Origin of the sequence: Neobacillus citreus, assembly GCF_018343545.2 — a bacterium.
Lineage (GTDB): Bacteria > Bacillota > Bacilli > Bacillales > Cytobacillaceae > Neobacillus > Neobacillus citreus.
Window position 1 is genome coordinate 64294 of record NZ_JAGYPE020000020.1, and the last position, 16333, is coordinate 80626.

Here is a 16333-nt window from a genome sequence, read left to right on the forward strand (position 1 = left end):
TCTTTATACTATTTTTTTATGAAGTACCAGTGCCTGATTTCTCCTTTTAACACGGAGGAATTAGGCTTTTTTTATTGTTTTCCATAACTTTATAAATCTAAATTCTCCTGCCGCTACCCTTCCTTACAAGATAGTGAATTAGTGAAGTCTTATCTTGGTTGGAAGTTGAAAAAGTGCAGTAATTTTTTTGTCTAAAAACAACTGCTGAAAAGGGGAGAAATGGTAATTTCCATTGGCTATAATCAGTGTTAATTTTGGAACCTTTATGTTTCAAGAATGAAACATCGAATGAATTGTCTTGAAATTATCATTCTATTTTGTGGAGAATAATCAGAATTTACTGGGTTTTATAAGGGGAATTTAGATTGGCACGATTATTGCAAGTATATAAGCAAAGACCTTAATTTTAAATAGAGAGGAGTAATGGAATGGCTTCACTAAACAGTTTAGAGGCTCTTTTTAAACCCAAGAGTATCGCGATTATCGGGGCAAGTCCTGACAGCAAGAAATTGGGTGGGAGACCTTTAAATTATTTACAAAGAAATGGCTATAGTGGCCAAATTTTTCCTATAAATCCAAATTACAACGAAATATCTGGTTTGAAGTGCTATTCCAGCCTTCTAGATATAGGAGAAGAAATCGATTTAGCGATCATTTCACTACCTAGCAAATTGGTAGTCAACGTATTAAAACAATGTGCAGAAAAAGGGGTTAAGGCAGCAGTCATCTTTAGCTCCGGCTTTTCCGAAATAGGTGAAGCGGGAAGAAAACTGCAGGAAGAAATGACGGCGATTTCCAAGAAGAGCGGTATGAGGATACTAGGGCCCAATACACTTGGAATGTTTAACCTTAAGTCTGGGGTATTCGCTACCTTTTCAACCATCTTGGAAAAGCAAACGCCCCTTAAAGGCAATATAGGTTTTGTCAGCCAAAGCGGGGCATTTGGTTCCCACGTTTTTACGCTGGCACGGCAAAATTTTATCGGTTTTAGCCATTTTGTTGCAACTGGAAATGAAAGCGATATCGATGTGGCGGATTGTATTGAATTCCTTGCGGAAGATCCAGATACAGATGTAATAGCTTGCTATATGGAAGGCATTAAAGATGGCAATAAGTTAATAAATGCATTCAAGCTTGCTGCTAAAAAGAAAAAGCCAGTTATTGCTTTCAAAGTTGGAAAAACAAATGCAGGACAAAGAGCAGCCCTTTCGCATACAGGGTCCTTAGCCGGATCGGACCAAGTGTTTAATGCCATTGCCAAACAATATGGAGTCTATCGTGCCGAAACGATTGAAGAATTTATCGATGCAGCCTATGCCTGCTCCATGCTTCCGCTCCCAAAAGGAGATAAGACCGCTGTCTTTACCGTCTCGGGGGGAGTTGGCATTCTGCTAGCAGACCAATTGACGGAAGCATCGTTAACTGTACCGGAACCTTCCATTGAAGTGCAGCAGCAGCTTAGTGATCTTCTTCCGATTGCCGGTGTGAAAAATCCGATTGATACAACCGCACAATTAAATACTAGGCAAGACTTATTGCAAGATTTTATGGAAATTGTTCTTTCCAGCGGAGAGTACGACTCTGCGATCGTTTTCCTAGCCTTTAGCGGACTGTATCCGGAACATGCACAAAACCACATCCGATCCGTTTCTAACATTGCCAAAAAGTATAAAGAAACTCCGATTATCACTGTTTCGCTTAATTCGGAGGATTCGAAAAAATCGTTTATGGAAAACCGGTTAGCCGTCATCGAGGATCCTTCCCGGGCGGTAAATGCCATGAAGGCTCTTAAATATTTCAGCCAATTCTATAAGGAAGAATCCGAGACTGCTAGAATTGACGGAATGAATGGACTGTCATTTGACAATCTTCCTACCGTGCTGACAGAGCATAAAAGTAAAGAAATCCTTAAACAAATCGGAATTCCAATCACGAGAGAACAACTTGCTGCAACTCTCGCGGAAGCAAAAATAATGGCAAGAGAAATAGGGTATCCTGTTGCCCTAAAAGGGATGTCCCCGCAAATCTTGCATAAGAGTGACAAAGGGCTCGTCCAATTAAACATAACGAACGAAGAAGAACTCGAAGAGAAATTTACATTTATAAAGCAGCAGATAAACCAAGTTGAAAATGCAGTTTTCGAAGGTATTTTAGTCCAGGAAATGCTGTCAAAGGATTCTGTGGAAATGTTCATCGGAGCGAATCAGGACCCTGTTTTCGGACAAATGATTCTCGTCGGTCTAGGCGGGATTCATATCGAAGTGTACAAAGATGCAGTCATGCGAAAGGCTCCTATTTCCGAGGAAACCGCGGAAGAAATGCTGGGTGAACTTCGCAGCAAAGCCTTATTAAAAGGTTTTCGCGGGTCCGCACCTCGAGATCTGAAAGCATTGAGCCAAGTAGTAGCAAAGTTCAGCCAATTCATCTCCTCCCATGATGAGATTGAGGAAATTGATCTAAATCCAATCATGGTACATGCAGAAGGGGAGGGTGTAACTGTAGCGGATGCCCTGATCACTTTAAAGAAGAAAGCACTTTCAAATATTCAATAACAATAGATTAAAAATTTAGGAGTGAAAGAACATGGATTTTACAATTCCAGAAGAAACACAAGAAATTATTAAAGGGTTAAAACAATTTATTGAAAAGGTAGTATTACCGCTAGAAAAGGAAAATCATGAGCTTTTATACAATGAACGGAACTACTACACGGAAGATGGACGCCACCACCCTAAAGTGGAGGAATTACGGAAGATTGTTCGGATGGAGTCGGCAAAGGCAGGCTACTATACGATGTTTGGTGCAGAAGAGCTTGGCGGAGAACAACTCGGGCCAATGACAGCATTGCTCGTCCAAGAGGCTATTAATATATCGTATCCATTCAATAAGCTGGTTGATCCAATCGTCATCCCGTCACCATTTACCAACGGTTTATCACCAATTTTAACCGGCTTAAAAGAGGAATTGAAAGAGAGATATTTAGATGGAATACGTTCTGGGGAAAAAACACTTTGCTTTGGTTTAACCGAACCTGATGCAGGATCAGATGTATGGAGCATTAAAACGAATGCCATAAAAGAAGGAAATGAATGGGTCATTAACGGCAGCAAACAATGGATTACAAATGCTGCCCACGCTGATTATTGCATGCTTTTCGCCGTGACAAATCCGGACTTAAAAGCACAGAGAAAAGGCGGTATTACCTGCTTCTTCGTTGAAACAGAATCAGAAGGGTTCTCAGTAGATTCAGTAATTCCAGTTATGGGCGAGCTGGGAGGAGAGGCATGTATTATTAGCATCGATAATCTCCGAGTGCCGGATGAAAACGTCATTGGGGAAGTGGACTTTGGCTTCTCCATCGCCATAAATGGAATTAACACTGGAAGACTTGGTATGAGTGGAAAATGTATCGGTTCAGCTCAATGGGCTTTAAAGAAGGCAGTTGAGTATGCAGAAATTCGCAAAACCTTTGGAAAGCCAATTAAAGAACATCAAATGATTCAAGCCATGCTTGCAGAATCTGCTATGGATATTTATGCAGCCAGAAATATGGCCCTTAACTGTGCCTGGAAGATTGAAAATAGTAAAAAACAACCTCGTAAGGAAATTTCAATGGTAAAGGCTTTTTGTACGGAAATGATGGGACGCGTTTATGATCGGGCCATGCAAATCCATGGAGGGGTAGGGATTTCCAATGAACTTGGATTAGAGCAGGGATACCGCCTAGCAAGGATTGTAAGAATTCCGGATGGCACCTCAGAAATCCACCGCCGAACTATTGCAAAAAGTTTACTAAGCGGAGATTTAACATTCTAATCGTTTTTTGGACCGATTGGGACATTCACCGATAAAAAAATCATTTTTAGGGAGCTTGCTATGAAAAATGAATTAGTTCTTCGTGAAGAAGAATGGATGAAAAATAATCGGTTTCGGGATTTAATTGGACTTCAAATTGAGGATATTGGTGATGGAACCGCAACTTTATCCTTGGCAGTACAGGACCAATTGCTGCAAGGGGCAGGAATGGTTCACGGCGGTGTGATTACTACATTAATAGATTCGGTCATTGGTTCGGCAGTAAGGAGCGTAATGGCTGATCATATGGTTAGTTTAACCGCGGAGCTAAACATAAACTTTTTTCGGCCGGCCACACAAGGAAGAATTTTTGCGGAAGGCAGAGTCATTAACAGAGGCAAACAGCTGGCAGTAGGGGTCGGAGATGTCAAGGGCGAAAATGGAAAATTGCTGGCTACTGGCAGGGCGACGTATGTTTTAAAAGAAATCACTAAGAAATGAATGGTCAACTATTAAAAAGAAAGATTGGTGAATCTATATGGAAGAACAATTAGTCCTCATTGAGAAAAAAGGAAGAATTGCCTACGTAATTTTAAATCGACCGGAAAAATTAAATGCATTAAGCAGGGAGCTGTTTCAAGCCTTCGACAAGGCCCTTGACGAGCTTGAAAAAGACCAGGATATCAGTGTGTTAATCATAAAAGGAAATGGCAGGGCTTTCAGCGTAGGCTACGACGTTGGCAAATACAGGGAGCCAAGCGTCACGGAGGACAGAGATTACTTGGAAGAATGCACAAGGCGCTGGATTAGACTTTGGGAATATCCGAAGCCGGTCATTGCGCAGGTTCAAGGATTTGCTTTAGCGGGTGGAACTCAAATGCTGGCTTGCTGCGATATTGTCATCACTGATAAGAAGGCCCAATTTGGTTTCCCATCCCTGCCTCTTGGTGGTGGATTTGTCGGCATTTATTGGGGCTGGCATGTCGGGCCGCAGCGCGCAAAAATGTTAGACCTTACTGCAGGAAGCCGCATAAGTGGAGAAAAAGCTGTGCAATACGGGTTTGCAGCAGAGTGCTTTGATGCGGATTGTCTTGAGGAAGAAACATTAAAGATCGCAAGAGGCATTGCTAAAACTCCAGCGGATGTATTGAAGCTGAAAAAAATGGCCCATAATCGGATTATGGATTTACAAGGGTTCCGTACCGGTTTGATGTATGGACCCGAACAAGATGCGATTATCCATACTGCTGAAGGTATCAAGCTAATGTACCGTAAAATCAATGAACTAGGCTTAAAAGGCACAATTGAATGGTTTAACAGCCAGGAAGTGTAACAAGAAATATATCCAAGTATACAGTCTATCAAACAATGGGGGATTAAGTGCTTCGAGCATTTTTCTCCCCAAAAAGCCAATAAAACAGGGAGGGATATTTATGATGGAAACGCGGCTAACAATTGATAAACTACTGTACAGGGCAGAAAAATACTTCCCGAAGAAAGAAGTCATCTCCAGAACTGAAAATGGCATGATCCGCTTAACTTATGAGGAATTTGCCAAAAGAACCCGTTCGTTGGCAAGTGTTATGCAAACGCTTGGGGTTAAAAGAGGAGATCGGATCGGGACATTTGCCTGGAATGATCACCGGCATTTGGAAGCGTATTTTGCTATTCCCAGCATGGGTGCGGTTTTGCACACCATCAATATCAGGCTTTCTACCGATCATCTGGCATATATCATAAACAATGCAGAAGATAAGATCCTGCTTGTCGATAAGGGGCTTTTTCCGTTAATTGAGAGCATAATAGATAAAATTCCTACAGTAAAAGCAATTATCATCATGTCGGAAGACGGTGAGCTTTCTCAATCTTCGGAAAAACCCCTCTATAACTATGAATCACTTATTGCAACCGGGGATAATAGTTTCTCTTTTCCAGATGATATAGACGAAAATGAAGCTGCTGGACTGTGTTACACCTCGGCAACGACCGGAAATCCAAAGGGTGTATTATCTACTCATCGAAGTATCGTATTGCATAGCTTGATGCTCGGTCTTACAGATACGATGGGCCTGTCTGAGGAAGATCGGGCGATGCATGTAGTACCAATGTTTCACGTAAACGCGTGGGGATTTCCTTTTGCGTCCGTTTGGTTTGGCACGACCCAAATATTGCCTGGTCCAAACTTTACTTCGCAAACACTCTTGGAATTGATAGAGTCTGAACGTGTAACGATAACGGCAGGTGTACCGACTGTATGGATCGGAGTTCTAAATGAATTGAATAGAAAAAGTTATGATTTATCCAGCCTGCGTTATATCCTATGCGGCGGGTCGGCGGCATCGAAAGGGTTGATATCCTCATTTATGGAAAAATACAACGTGCCGATCATGCATGCTTACGGGATGACAGAAACGGGACCGGTGGCTACAGTCAGCAAACTAAAAAGCTACCATCAAAATCTATCAACAGAAGAAAAAATAAACCAGCTTACTAAACAAGGAATACCAGTGCCTTTGATAGATATTAATGTCATAAATGAGTCTGGAGAAGTAAAAATGGACGGGGAAGAAATGGGAGAGGTCCTCTTTAGGGGGCCATGGATTACTGACCATTACTATAGAAAGCCGGAGCAAACGGCAGAGGCTATCAAGGATGGCTGGCTTTATTCCGGGGATATAGCCACGATTGATGAGGCAGGGTATATCAAAATAGTAGACCGAACGAAAGATTTGATCAAAAGCGGCGGCGAATGGATTTCTTCTGTACAGCTTGAGAATGCGCTAATGACCCACGAAGCTGTATTTGAAGCAGCGGTCATTGCGATTCCCCATCCGAAATGGCAGGAACGGCCTGTAGCCTTTGTCGTTTTACACGATCATTTTAAAGAAAAGGTGACAAGGGATGATTTGCTTGCATATCTAGCACCACAGTTTGCAAAATGGTGGCTGCCGGACGAGGTTCTATTTATCCAGGAGGTACCGAAAACAGGTGTTGGTAAGTTCCTAAAAAGGAAACTTCGCGAAGAATATGAGAACTTTTTTGTTAAAGAATAGGCCAAAAATAATTTCCAACTTTTGTGTTTCAAATGTTTCGAGCTGTTCCAAGTGTTTCAATATGTTTCAATTTTGAAACGTTTTATTTTACAACGTGGCACATAGCAATTATTTGGATGGATAGATGGTTTGTTTTAACAGGAGGCTTTTTCCTGAAATGTATAGGAACTGCAGCGGTTCATGAAGGGTTTAACAGATTAAAAGCCATTATCATTAAATTTGGCACAATATTTGCATTATTAAAGATGAAAAGAATTTTCCCGCTTTAGTAAAGAATTCCCATGCGATTTAACGTGGCTTTTAAAGGGATTTTGTCTGAATATGTCAAATTGATATGTTTAGGAATTTTCCTGTTGTAAGGGTTTTCAGCTGAGCATCCATTCAGGTGAAAAATGATTAGTTCGAAAGTGGAGGTTTAAATTCTTTATTAATACTAAACAACTAATAAATTTTGAAAGGAATGTTAATATGACAAATCACAAAAATGAAATGAGCTTTGGTCTATTTTTCCTGAATTCAAAATCACCCTTTAAATCGGAAGACGAAGAATTAAGAAACGGTTTGGAGCAAATCAAAGTGGCAGATGAACTTGGCTTCCACAGTGCCTGGATGGCTGAACACAATGCCAGAGACTACGGGGTTGTCACTTCATCAACCGTTTACTTAGCAGCCGCGGCTGCCCAGACAAAAAGAATTAAACTAGGATCTGCCGTTGCCAGATTACCTTTGCACCATCCAATGCAGCTGGCTGAAGAAATGACTTTAGTTGACGTCATCAGTAACGGCCGGCTTTATGTGGGAGTTGGGAAAGGGTATGACAAATTAGAATTTGATGCTTACAATGTGGATTTCGATGAGAGACATGCTAGGTTCGAAGAATCTCTAGATATTTTAAAAGCAGCATTATACAATCCGAGAATTTCTTATTCAGGCAAATTTTATAATTTCAATGATATTCCAATTAATCCAAGGCCAATTCAACAGCCTGGCCCGCCCCTCTTCGTCATGGTTTCTTCAAATGATGCGTCCATTATCAATGCTGCAAAAGATGGCTACTCGTTTGTTTTAGGCGGCATCAAAAACGATGATACTCTCCATAAAATCAATTTGTACCAAGAAACGGCCCTTGCTGCTGGATACTCGGAGGAATACGTAAATGAAGCTATGGCCCGATCAGGCAAGCTCCTTTTCGTTTATGTTGCCGAAACGGATGAACAGGCGTATGAAGAATTTGAAGAAGGATTAATGTGGTATATGTCTGAACGGGATAATCGTCCAGTGTTCGGTGTGGTTCAGCGGGATAAAGTACTTGATTATAATGAATTCCTCAAATCCGAAAACGCGATTGTCGGTTCTCCTGAAAAGGTTCGGAAAGATATTGAGAAATTCCGCGAAGAAACAGGGCTGAATAACATTATTTGTTGGATGAATATCGGTGGTCAGCCTAATGATCGGGTGATTAAATCGATGAATTTGTTCTCCAAAGAGGTAATGCCTTATTTCTGCAATGTAGAAGCCTACCAAAAAATTTAAAGTCGTTGTTGGAATAAATCGCAAAATAGAAGGATGCAGCATGATAGGGGGCTGCCGGAAGATTCTTTGTGGAATAAATGGAACCGGCTGGCCCCTTTTTTGAAGCATACAATCTTTCCCTTATTAATGAAGAATAAATAGAAAGGGGATTTGGTACTTTGTTGAATAAAATCATTAAATATATAACGGACATTAATAAATGGATAGCTTATGTCGGCCTCTTGTTGATGGTGGCCCTTGTCTTTTGTTTTTCTGTATCAAGGACGATCGGCGTTCCCATTATCGGTGATATCGAAATTGTTCAATTTCTTATGGCTGTCATCATCTTTGCCTCACTAGCCTTTACGGAATCGGAAAACTCCCACATATCAATCGGGATTTTTACGGAGAAATTGCCTTTATTCCTTCAAAATATACTGGGAATAATCGGGAAATTGATTACATTAGTTTTCTGCCTCCTTGTAATCTGGGTTTTTATTGAAAAAATGGAATATTCAACAACCTCCTTGCTCTTAAAAATTCCTTTATATCCTTTTAAATATTTATTGATTATCGGATTTGCAGCATGGTGTTTAGAAATCATCAAGAAATTTGCAAATAAAAAATTCATCGACTAGGAAAATACTCAATTAAGGATTAGATAAAGGAGTGATCTATGTTGTCCATTACTGCTGTAAGTATTATCGTTATAATCGCGGTTTTTGTCCTGATGTTTCTCCGAGTACCCATCGCTGTCTCGATGGCTGTTCCGGCCTGTTTGGGGATTGTGTATCTAAAAGGATGGGAAACGCTGTTTTCTGTTGTTAACACCAACGTTTGGGAACAAAGCTTTTCTTATACGTTAAGTACCATTCCCCTATTTGTCCTGATGGGCCAGTTATTATATTATTCAGACCTGACGACGGAATTGTTCACGGCCTTTCGGAACTGGCTCAACCAATTAAAAGGCGGATTAGGTATTGCCACAGTCGGAGCTTCCGCCATGTTTGCAGCCGCATCCGGTTCCAGCTTAGCCACAACTGGAACCATGGGAGTCATGGCTGCAAAAGAAATGTTAAATGCCGGATATAGCAAAAGCTTAACAGGAGGGTCCATAGCAGCCGGAGGAACACTCGGAATTTTGATTCCACCAAGTACAATGTTTATCGTCTATGGAATGATGACTGAACAATCGATTGGGAAACTGCTAATTGCAGGGATTATTCCCGGGATTTTGTTAACTCTTTTATTTATGTTGGCGATTTCGATCGCCATATTTATAAATCCAAACCATCATGTGAAGACAAAAGAAGAGGAAAAGATCAGCTGGAAAGAGAAGTTTAGCTCTTTAAAACCCACTGTTTGGATCGTCGTTTTGTTTATAATTGTTATTGGCGGTATGTACGTCGGATTTTTCAGCGCGACAGAATCTGCAGGAGTTGGTGCTCTTGGTGCATTTGCGATTGGCTTTGCCCGCAAGAAATTAACGAAAGAGAAGATTACGGCTACTGTCTATGAAACGATTAAAACGACTGGATTTATTTTTGCTATCGTCATGGGGGCATTTATCTTAAACTACTTTTTGATGATTACTAGAGTTCCGCAGATGATTTCAGACTTCCTTTTCGCGAGAGATTTATCGGCAGCAATGATCTTTATCCTTATTATTCTTATGTACATGGTGCTTGGCTGCGTCATGGACTCCCTCTCAATGGTTGTTGTTACGATTCCAATTATCCTCCCATTAGTAGAGGCACTCGGATTTGATTTAATTTGGTTTGGCGTCATTATTGTTTTAGTAGTAGAAATGGCCCTAATCACTCCACCAGTGGGAATGAACTGTTATGTTCTGAATGGTGTAGTAAAAGAACTAGATTTAGTTAGTATATTTAAAGGGGCCATCATTTTTGTCATTCCGATCCTTGTTTTAATAGCATTACTGTATATTTTCCCTGAAATTGCTTTGTTCTTACCGACCTCGGTTAAATAGTTTCCTTGTATTCAGAATATTTTGATTACGTGTAGTATAATAAATGTTGTAGTCAAAAATTAGAGTTTGGCAAAGTTAAAGGGAAGCTTGGGAGGATAGATAATGGCAAGACTTATTATATCAGGCTCAGCGCCATTGGATGACTTAATCAAAAGGGCAATAGAAAAGAAAAATAAGTCAATAAAAGGGCTCGTCATAGAATCAATGGAAGGCCAGCGTATTCTTGATAACAAGAATATCATCACGAATGAAGATGTTGTTATTTGTGGTGCAGCCATTTACAAAGTTTTTAAAGACCAAAATGATCGAGGGCAATTCGTTCCGATCAGGCTGCAAGTCAACGATTTCCTAGAAGCACTTCAAAAAGGATGCCAATACAGCAATGAAGTCAATCTAATCAATTTTAATGATTATATAATTGATAGAAAAATAGACCAATTTGAATCGCTATTTCAGGTCAAGATACATCAATATACGTACGAAACATGGGAAGAAGCCGAGGCAATCATTGCACAGCTTAAGGAAAATCGCCAGTCTGTCGTTATTGGTGCCGGGTTGATTACCGGACTTGCTAAAGATAATGGAATGCATGGAATTGTCTGGTACGGAGAAGAAAGTATTAATCTGGCAGTTGATATTGCTTTAGGTATTCTAAATGTCCGATATGAAGAGAAACGAAATTCCCAAAGGGAAAATTATATCATGGAGAATTTTAACGAAGGTGTAATTATTTCCAGTGATACGGGACATATCGTTAACGTCAACCGTAAAGCTACTATTCTCCTTGGAGTTGAGGAAAAGGACCTGCGTGGATTACATGTAAAAGAAATTCTTGTTCAGACAAAAGGTATTGGTAATACTGAATGGAAAAAGGGGATAAAGGAACAAATTGTCTCCTATAAAGACAAAAATTTCTTGCTGAGTACATTTCCGATTGTTGTAGACCAACATTTTGATGGGATGGTTGGTATTTTTTCTGATATTCATGCAGTTCAAGAAAGCGGAAACAGGATTAGACGAAAAATGTATAGCAAACCTAATACTGCTGAATACCAATTTGAAGACATCGTTGGTTCAAGCCAAGGAATCGTAACCACAATCAAAAAGGCAATCAAATTTTCACGGACCGATTCCAATGTTTTAATTCTTGGAGAAAGCGGGACAGGGAAGGAATTGTTCGCTCAAAGCATCCATAATAAAAGCTACAGGAAGGACCAACCTTTTGTTGCCATCAACTGTGCTGCAGTACCTGATAACCTGCTTGAATCTGAATTCTTCGGATATATCGAAGGGGCGTTTACGGGAGCAAAAAAAGGGGGAAAACCAGGGCTCTTTGAAAAAGCCCATAATGGCACTGTGTTCTTAGATGAGATTGGAGAAATCCCTTTAAGCATGCAGGCGAAACTTCTTAGGGTTCTCCAAGAGAAAGTGGTCATGCGTGTTGGCAGCACGACCCCTATTCCTGTTAATGTCAGGGTTATTTCGGCAACAAATGTAAATTTAATCGACAAGGTAAAACATAATGAATTTCGTACGGATTTATATTATCGAATTGCTGTCCTAAATTTGTATCTTCCGCCATTAAGGAACAGGTTATCTGACCTTGAACCTTTGGTGAAGTTCTTTACAACGAAACACTATCCGCAGTTTGCTCAATTAATCAATGAAAATAGTAAAGAGATCGCTTATATATTGTCTCAGCATAAGTGGCAGGGGAATATAAGAGAATTGGAAAATACTTTGGAAAGAATGTTTGCTTACTTAGAACATCCTTTTATGGTAACAAGGAAAGAATTGCTGCGAAATCTCCGTGAAGCAATAGAGGAAAATAGTATTGTTCTTCAAGAAGAAATGGGGGAACAAGATACATTTCAAGATGTAATCAAACAAGTGGAAAAAAAGCAAATCTATGAAGCTCTAAATGCAGCTAATGGAAGCAAGATAGAGGCAGCAAAATTATTAGGCATCAGCCGCAGTACTTTATGGAGGAAACTGAATCAGCCAGATTAATATGTGTAGAAATTTCGAAAAATTGCGTCTACTTACAATAATCTAGTGAAATGAGGTTTAAAGTGTGAACGAAACGACGGACTTTGTAACCGGATTAACCTTTAGTGAGGGCCCGAGATTTTATAATGGTTACTTCTGGTTTTCTGATTTTTTTAGTAAGCGGGTGTTGAAGGCTGATATTGACTCCGGAGAAGTTGAAACGGTTTGCCAATTAGATGATCAACCATCGGGCTTGGGATGGCTCCCTGATGGAAGGCTGCTTGTCGTATCCATGCTGAATCGAAAAGTTTACTGCTTGGAAAATAACGGGGAGCTAACAGAACACGCAGATTTGAATCCAATTGCCACTTACCATTGCAATGACATGCTTGTTGACAAAGCAGGAATGGCCTATGTCGGAAATTTCGGCGGAAATCTTTCTGCTATGGCTAAAAAATACGGCCGGGAAGCATTGAAAAATATGGAACTGCCAACCGCTGCTATTGCTTGTATTGGGCCGAATGGAGATATAAAAGTTGTCGCTGAAAACATGCTTTTTCCAAACGGGACTGTTTTGACTGATAACGGAAAAACAATGATTATCGCAGAAACGTATGGAAATTGTTTGACTGCATTCGATGTGGAAGAAAATGGAATCCTTGTGAACCGGCGGGTATGGGCTCAATTTGAAAATATTTATCCAGACGGCATTTGCATTGACTCAGAAGGAGCGATTTGGGTATCTAATCCAATCGAATCTATGGTCTATCGGGTGATAGAAGGGGGAGAGATAACAGATAAAGTTCAAACAAGCCAAAACTGTTATGCTGTTGCCCTAGGTGGAAAAGAAGGAAGGACCCTTTACTGTTGTACCGCACAAACCTCCGACCCTGTTAATTCGTTTCAGTTGAAATCCGGAAAAATAGAAATAGTAGAAGTGGAGGTTCCTGCTAAACTTGTTTGAAGGATTACTATTTTATAGGATGGGAGGTCCTGGTTGTGTTAACACCTAATGTAAATGTTCCAGACTATACCTTTCAAAAAAGTATTGAAATGAACTACGGAATCAATCGCGGTATTTATAACAGGATTGATGAATGGTTTTTCGAACAGGGGATACAAGATGTAATGACAAGAAGGCTGGTCATTGTCGAATTTTCTAACTTTGTAGTGGAGCCAAAGATGAATATGGGGACAACGGCAAAAACGAGATTCGGAAGCGGCGGCCTTGTGAAAAGACTGAATGATTTTTGGAATGTCAGACCATTGGAAAAGCAGGAAGCTATTAGATAACGATTATTAATAAATAAAAAATTTTGGCTTCGAGAGGAGAACAATACAAATGACAAAAACAATCGAAAAAGCAAATATTTTTAAGAAAATAATGGGGCAATATCCAACTGGAGTAACCATTGTGACAACGATGGATGAAAACAAGAACCCGGTTGGTTTAACCGTCAATTCCTTTGCTTCTGTATCCATCGACCCATTAATGGTACTTTGGTGCATTGATAAAAGATCATCTGCGTTAAACGCCTTTTTACAAGGTGGAAAATATGCCGTTCACACCCTCGCCGTAGACCAGGCAGAGGCCTGCTGGGCGTTTGCAGGGAAAGAAAAAGACCGTTTTTCAAAAGTACAATGGGAAACTTCTTCAAATGGTCTGCCAATCATAAAAGATTCCTTAGGAATTTTTGAATGCAAAACAGTCAATAAAATCGATGCCGGTGACCATTTTATCCTTTTAGGCGAAGTAATCGACCTTTCCGTTAACGAAAAAGAACCCCTATTGTATTACAACCGGAATGTTGCTGGAATCCCTGCAGATTGGCCAAATCAATAGAATCTCTTTGCGCTAGATTATTGACTCTTAGGGGGGAAATGAAATGAAAATTTTAGGGGTATCAGGAACTGTTGTCGGGAGTAAAACAGCGATTGTGATCGGAAAAATCTTAGATACAATGAAAATCCATAATCCTGAGTTGGAAATAGAATTTTTGGATCTTAGGGATTATCAAATTGAGTTTTGTGACGGCCGCCCAATATCTAATTACACTGGCGATACCAAAAAGGTAATTGACCAAATGATGGGGGCGGACGGATATGTATTTGGTACCCCTATTTTCCAAGGTTCGTTTAGCGGTGCATTTAAAAATTTAATTGATTTAATTCCACCGACAGCGTTCAAACATAAGGTCATGGGTTTTGTCACGACTGGAGGAAACAATCAACATTTTCTCGTAGCTGAAAATCAGCTAAAACCACTGGCGGGGTATTTAAATGGGTACGTCGTACCAAAAACAATTTTTGCCCATAACAGCCAGTTTAATGATAAAAATGAAGTTGCGGATTTACAGTTATTAGAAACTATAAATGACTTCTCTAAGCAGTATTGTTATATGAGTGAGAGATTAATGGGAGTACAAATAAAAAATTAATTGAGCAAATTTATACTTGAAGGTTCTGTTAAGGGACCAGTATAACATGTTGGGCAGCCAATTAAACTAATTTGGCTGCCTTTTGCATTTCTACAAAACCGCTAGAAAAATGTTTTCACCATCTCAGTGGTTTCATCACATTTCATGCACCGGTATTCCAATTCAAGTGCATCTTCATAAACATGGTGAACTGTTCCTTTCCTGCATTTCTCACAAAACCTCATCTGTTCTGTCTCAACAGCCACAACGATTCCTCCGTTTCCGTGAAAATTTGGTTCATAAATATTTCTAACCTTCCCGTTTTTCTAAAAAATATTAAGTATGGCGTCTCGGAATAAAATTTTTGATTTTTTTAAGAAGGTTGGGGACTTACAAAAAAGACATATTTCACTTATTAGATACTTAATTGAAGTGGAGGTAGAAAACGTGACCGTTCCTCCATTTTCCGATAAGCTCATGATGCATTGCGTTTACATACTGAATGGATTTGGGCTTGTAGGAACGGGAGCGGGGGCCATCTTCTGTTTACGAAATGATTTATCGATGAAATCATTCTTAATTGCGAAAGATGTATATTTATATGCACAAGAAGGGATTGAAATTAAGATTAAAAACGGCTGGTTCGAGGAACCCCCACAAATGGAGGACCGTGCCCGGATTATCAATAATGGAAATTGAATAAAGAGATGGACTAAAAGCGCAAAATAAAGCTAGTGTCGGATCGCCGATACTAATTTCGGTGTGGGGGGAGTTAGTTTGAATATACTTCGTTTGGTTAACTTGGTTATTACATTCGTGATCAAGGTTAGATTCTTTATAAAAATGGTAAAAAACATGAGGCTAAACCATTTAATAAGAATGCCTATCCTAACGTAACTTAGTATGTAAAAAACTATCGATTTCCACATTGTCCAAAAGGTAAACACATTCCTGTGTTTGCCTTTTTTGTCTTATCATTCAATATGGCAGGGCAGCTAATTATCTTGATGACAATTTGAAAAAATAGAAGTGCCAAGGACCTTTTAAGAGAATATATCACGCATGGCACTTCATACTTTAATGATGCATTAGAACCGTCCCCATGCATCATAACCTAACCGGACGATTTTATGGGTGCTTTTATGTAGAAAAAGTAAATAATCAATGTAATCATTTATAGGGTTAAAACGTTTGGGTTGTGATAGTAATCTGTTATATTCATTTAAAAGGTCATCTAGCTCTTGACTGCAATAAATGGTTTCTTCACTATCGAGTCCCTTTGACATCCCTATTTGAATCATCTCGGCTCTTTTATTACGTATAGCTTCTGCTAATTGTGCTTGTCTCATTGCAAAAACACACCCCGAAAATGTTTGTTTAATAATTGAATTAACACAAAAAGTATTATAACATTTTCAGACTTCCATAGAACGTTTTCGCTAAAACAAGGTATAAAAAGATAAAAAGCGACGAAATTCTTCGGTTTTCGACGCTCTGATGCATGGGGACGGTTCTTCTTACGATTAGTCAAGGGTTTTTGTGAAGTTTAATTCTAAATGTTTTCATTAGAGGGTTTT

General features: G+C 39.7%; 16 protein-coding genes. 14 read left to right on the forward strand and 2 right to left on the reverse strand.

Features of this window, described 5'->3' with window-relative positions:
- The first annotated feature begins 428 nt into the window (after positions 1-428).
- From KHB02_RS12945 to KHB02_RS13005, 13 genes are all read left to right on the forward strand, one after another.
- A complete protein-coding gene (locus tag KHB02_RS12945; RefSeq protein WP_213145580.1) occupies positions 429-2552 on the forward strand; it encodes an acetate--CoA ligase family protein in 2124 nt (707 codons plus the stop codon).
- A gap of 31 nt (positions 2553-2583) precedes the next feature.
- Positions 2584-3816, forward strand: a complete 1233-nt coding sequence (locus KHB02_RS12950; protein WP_213145581.1) for an acyl-CoA dehydrogenase family protein — start codon at positions 2584-2586, stop codon at positions 3814-3816.
- A gap of 60 nt (positions 3817-3876) precedes the next feature.
- Positions 3877-4296 (forward strand): PaaI family thioesterase, encoded by a 420-nt coding sequence (locus KHB02_RS12955; RefSeq protein WP_213145582.1) that lies wholly within the window; start codon positions 3877-3879, stop codon positions 4294-4296.
- Positions 4297-4333: 37 nt separating this feature from the next.
- The gene (locus KHB02_RS12960; RefSeq protein ID WP_213145583.1) at positions 4334-5128 is read left to right on the forward strand and encodes an enoyl-CoA hydratase/isomerase family protein; all 795 of its coding nucleotides are present in this window, start codon (positions 4334-4336) and stop codon (positions 5126-5128) included.
- 100 nt (positions 5129-5228) lie between these two features.
- Entirely contained in the window at positions 5229-6848 is a 1620-nt protein-coding gene (locus KHB02_RS12965; protein WP_213145584.1) for a long-chain fatty acid--CoA ligase, read from the forward strand.
- Positions 6849-7316: 468 nt separating this feature from the next.
- A complete protein-coding gene (locus KHB02_RS12970) occupies positions 7317-8381 on the forward strand; it encodes an LLM class flavin-dependent oxidoreductase (RefSeq protein ID WP_213145585.1) in 1065 nt (354 codons plus the stop codon).
- Between the two features lie 158 nt (positions 8382-8539).
- Positions 8540-8998, forward strand: coding sequence for a TRAP transporter small permease (locus tag KHB02_RS12975; protein WP_241113841.1), 459 nt, complete (start codon positions 8540-8542; stop codon positions 8996-8998).
- Positions 8999-9036: 38 nt separating this feature from the next.
- Positions 9037-10350, forward strand: coding sequence for a TRAP transporter large permease (locus KHB02_RS12980; protein WP_241113842.1), 1314 nt, complete (start codon positions 9037-9039; stop codon positions 10348-10350).
- A 102-nt stretch (positions 10351-10452) separates the two neighbouring features.
- Positions 10453-12360 carry a sigma 54-interacting transcriptional regulator gene (locus tag KHB02_RS12985; protein WP_213145587.1) on the forward strand — a complete coding sequence of 636 codons (1908 nt, stop codon included), beginning with the start codon at positions 10453-10455 and terminating at the stop codon, positions 12358-12360.
- Between the two features lie 64 nt (positions 12361-12424).
- Positions 12425-13303 carry an SMP-30/gluconolactonase/LRE family protein gene (locus KHB02_RS12990; protein ID WP_213145588.1) on the forward strand — a complete coding sequence of 293 codons (879 nt, stop codon included), beginning with the start codon at positions 12425-12427 and terminating at the stop codon, positions 13301-13303.
- Between the two features lie 35 nt (positions 13304-13338).
- A complete protein-coding gene (locus KHB02_RS12995) occupies positions 13339-13632 on the forward strand; it encodes a hypothetical protein (protein ID WP_213145589.1) in 294 nt (97 codons plus the stop codon).
- Positions 13633-13681: 49 nt separating this feature from the next.
- Positions 13682-14182: a flavin reductase family protein gene (locus KHB02_RS13000; protein WP_213145590.1), complete on the forward strand. Its 501-nt coding sequence runs from the start codon at positions 13682-13684 to the stop codon at positions 14180-14182.
- A gap of 43 nt (positions 14183-14225) precedes the next feature.
- Positions 14226-14777: an NADPH-dependent FMN reductase gene (locus KHB02_RS13005; RefSeq protein ID WP_213145591.1), complete on the forward strand. Its 552-nt coding sequence runs from the start codon at positions 14226-14228 to the stop codon at positions 14775-14777.
- A gap of 101 nt (positions 14778-14878) precedes the next feature.
- Here KHB02_RS13005 and KHB02_RS13010 read toward each other — a convergent pair whose 3' ends face one another.
- Positions 14879-15022 carry a hypothetical protein gene (locus KHB02_RS13010; RefSeq protein ID WP_213146078.1) on the reverse strand — a complete coding sequence of 48 codons (144 nt, stop codon included), beginning with the start codon at positions 15020-15022 and terminating at the stop codon, positions 14879-14881.
- A gap of 76 nt (positions 15023-15098) precedes the next feature.
- On the opposite strand from KHB02_RS13010, the gene KHB02_RS13015 reads away from it, so the two are divergent.
- Complete coding sequence (locus tag KHB02_RS13015; RefSeq protein WP_213145592.1) at positions 15099-15455, forward strand: DUF3231 family protein; 357 nt, start codon at positions 15099-15101, stop codon at positions 15453-15455.
- A 389-nt stretch (positions 15456-15844) separates the two neighbouring features.
- On the opposite strand, the gene KHB02_RS13020 is transcribed toward KHB02_RS13015, so the two are convergent.
- Positions 15845-16105, reverse strand: a complete 261-nt coding sequence (locus tag KHB02_RS13020) for an aspartyl-phosphate phosphatase Spo0E family protein (RefSeq protein ID WP_213145593.1) — start codon at positions 16103-16105, stop codon at positions 15845-15847.
- Between the last annotated feature and the right edge of the window lie 228 nt (positions 16106-16333).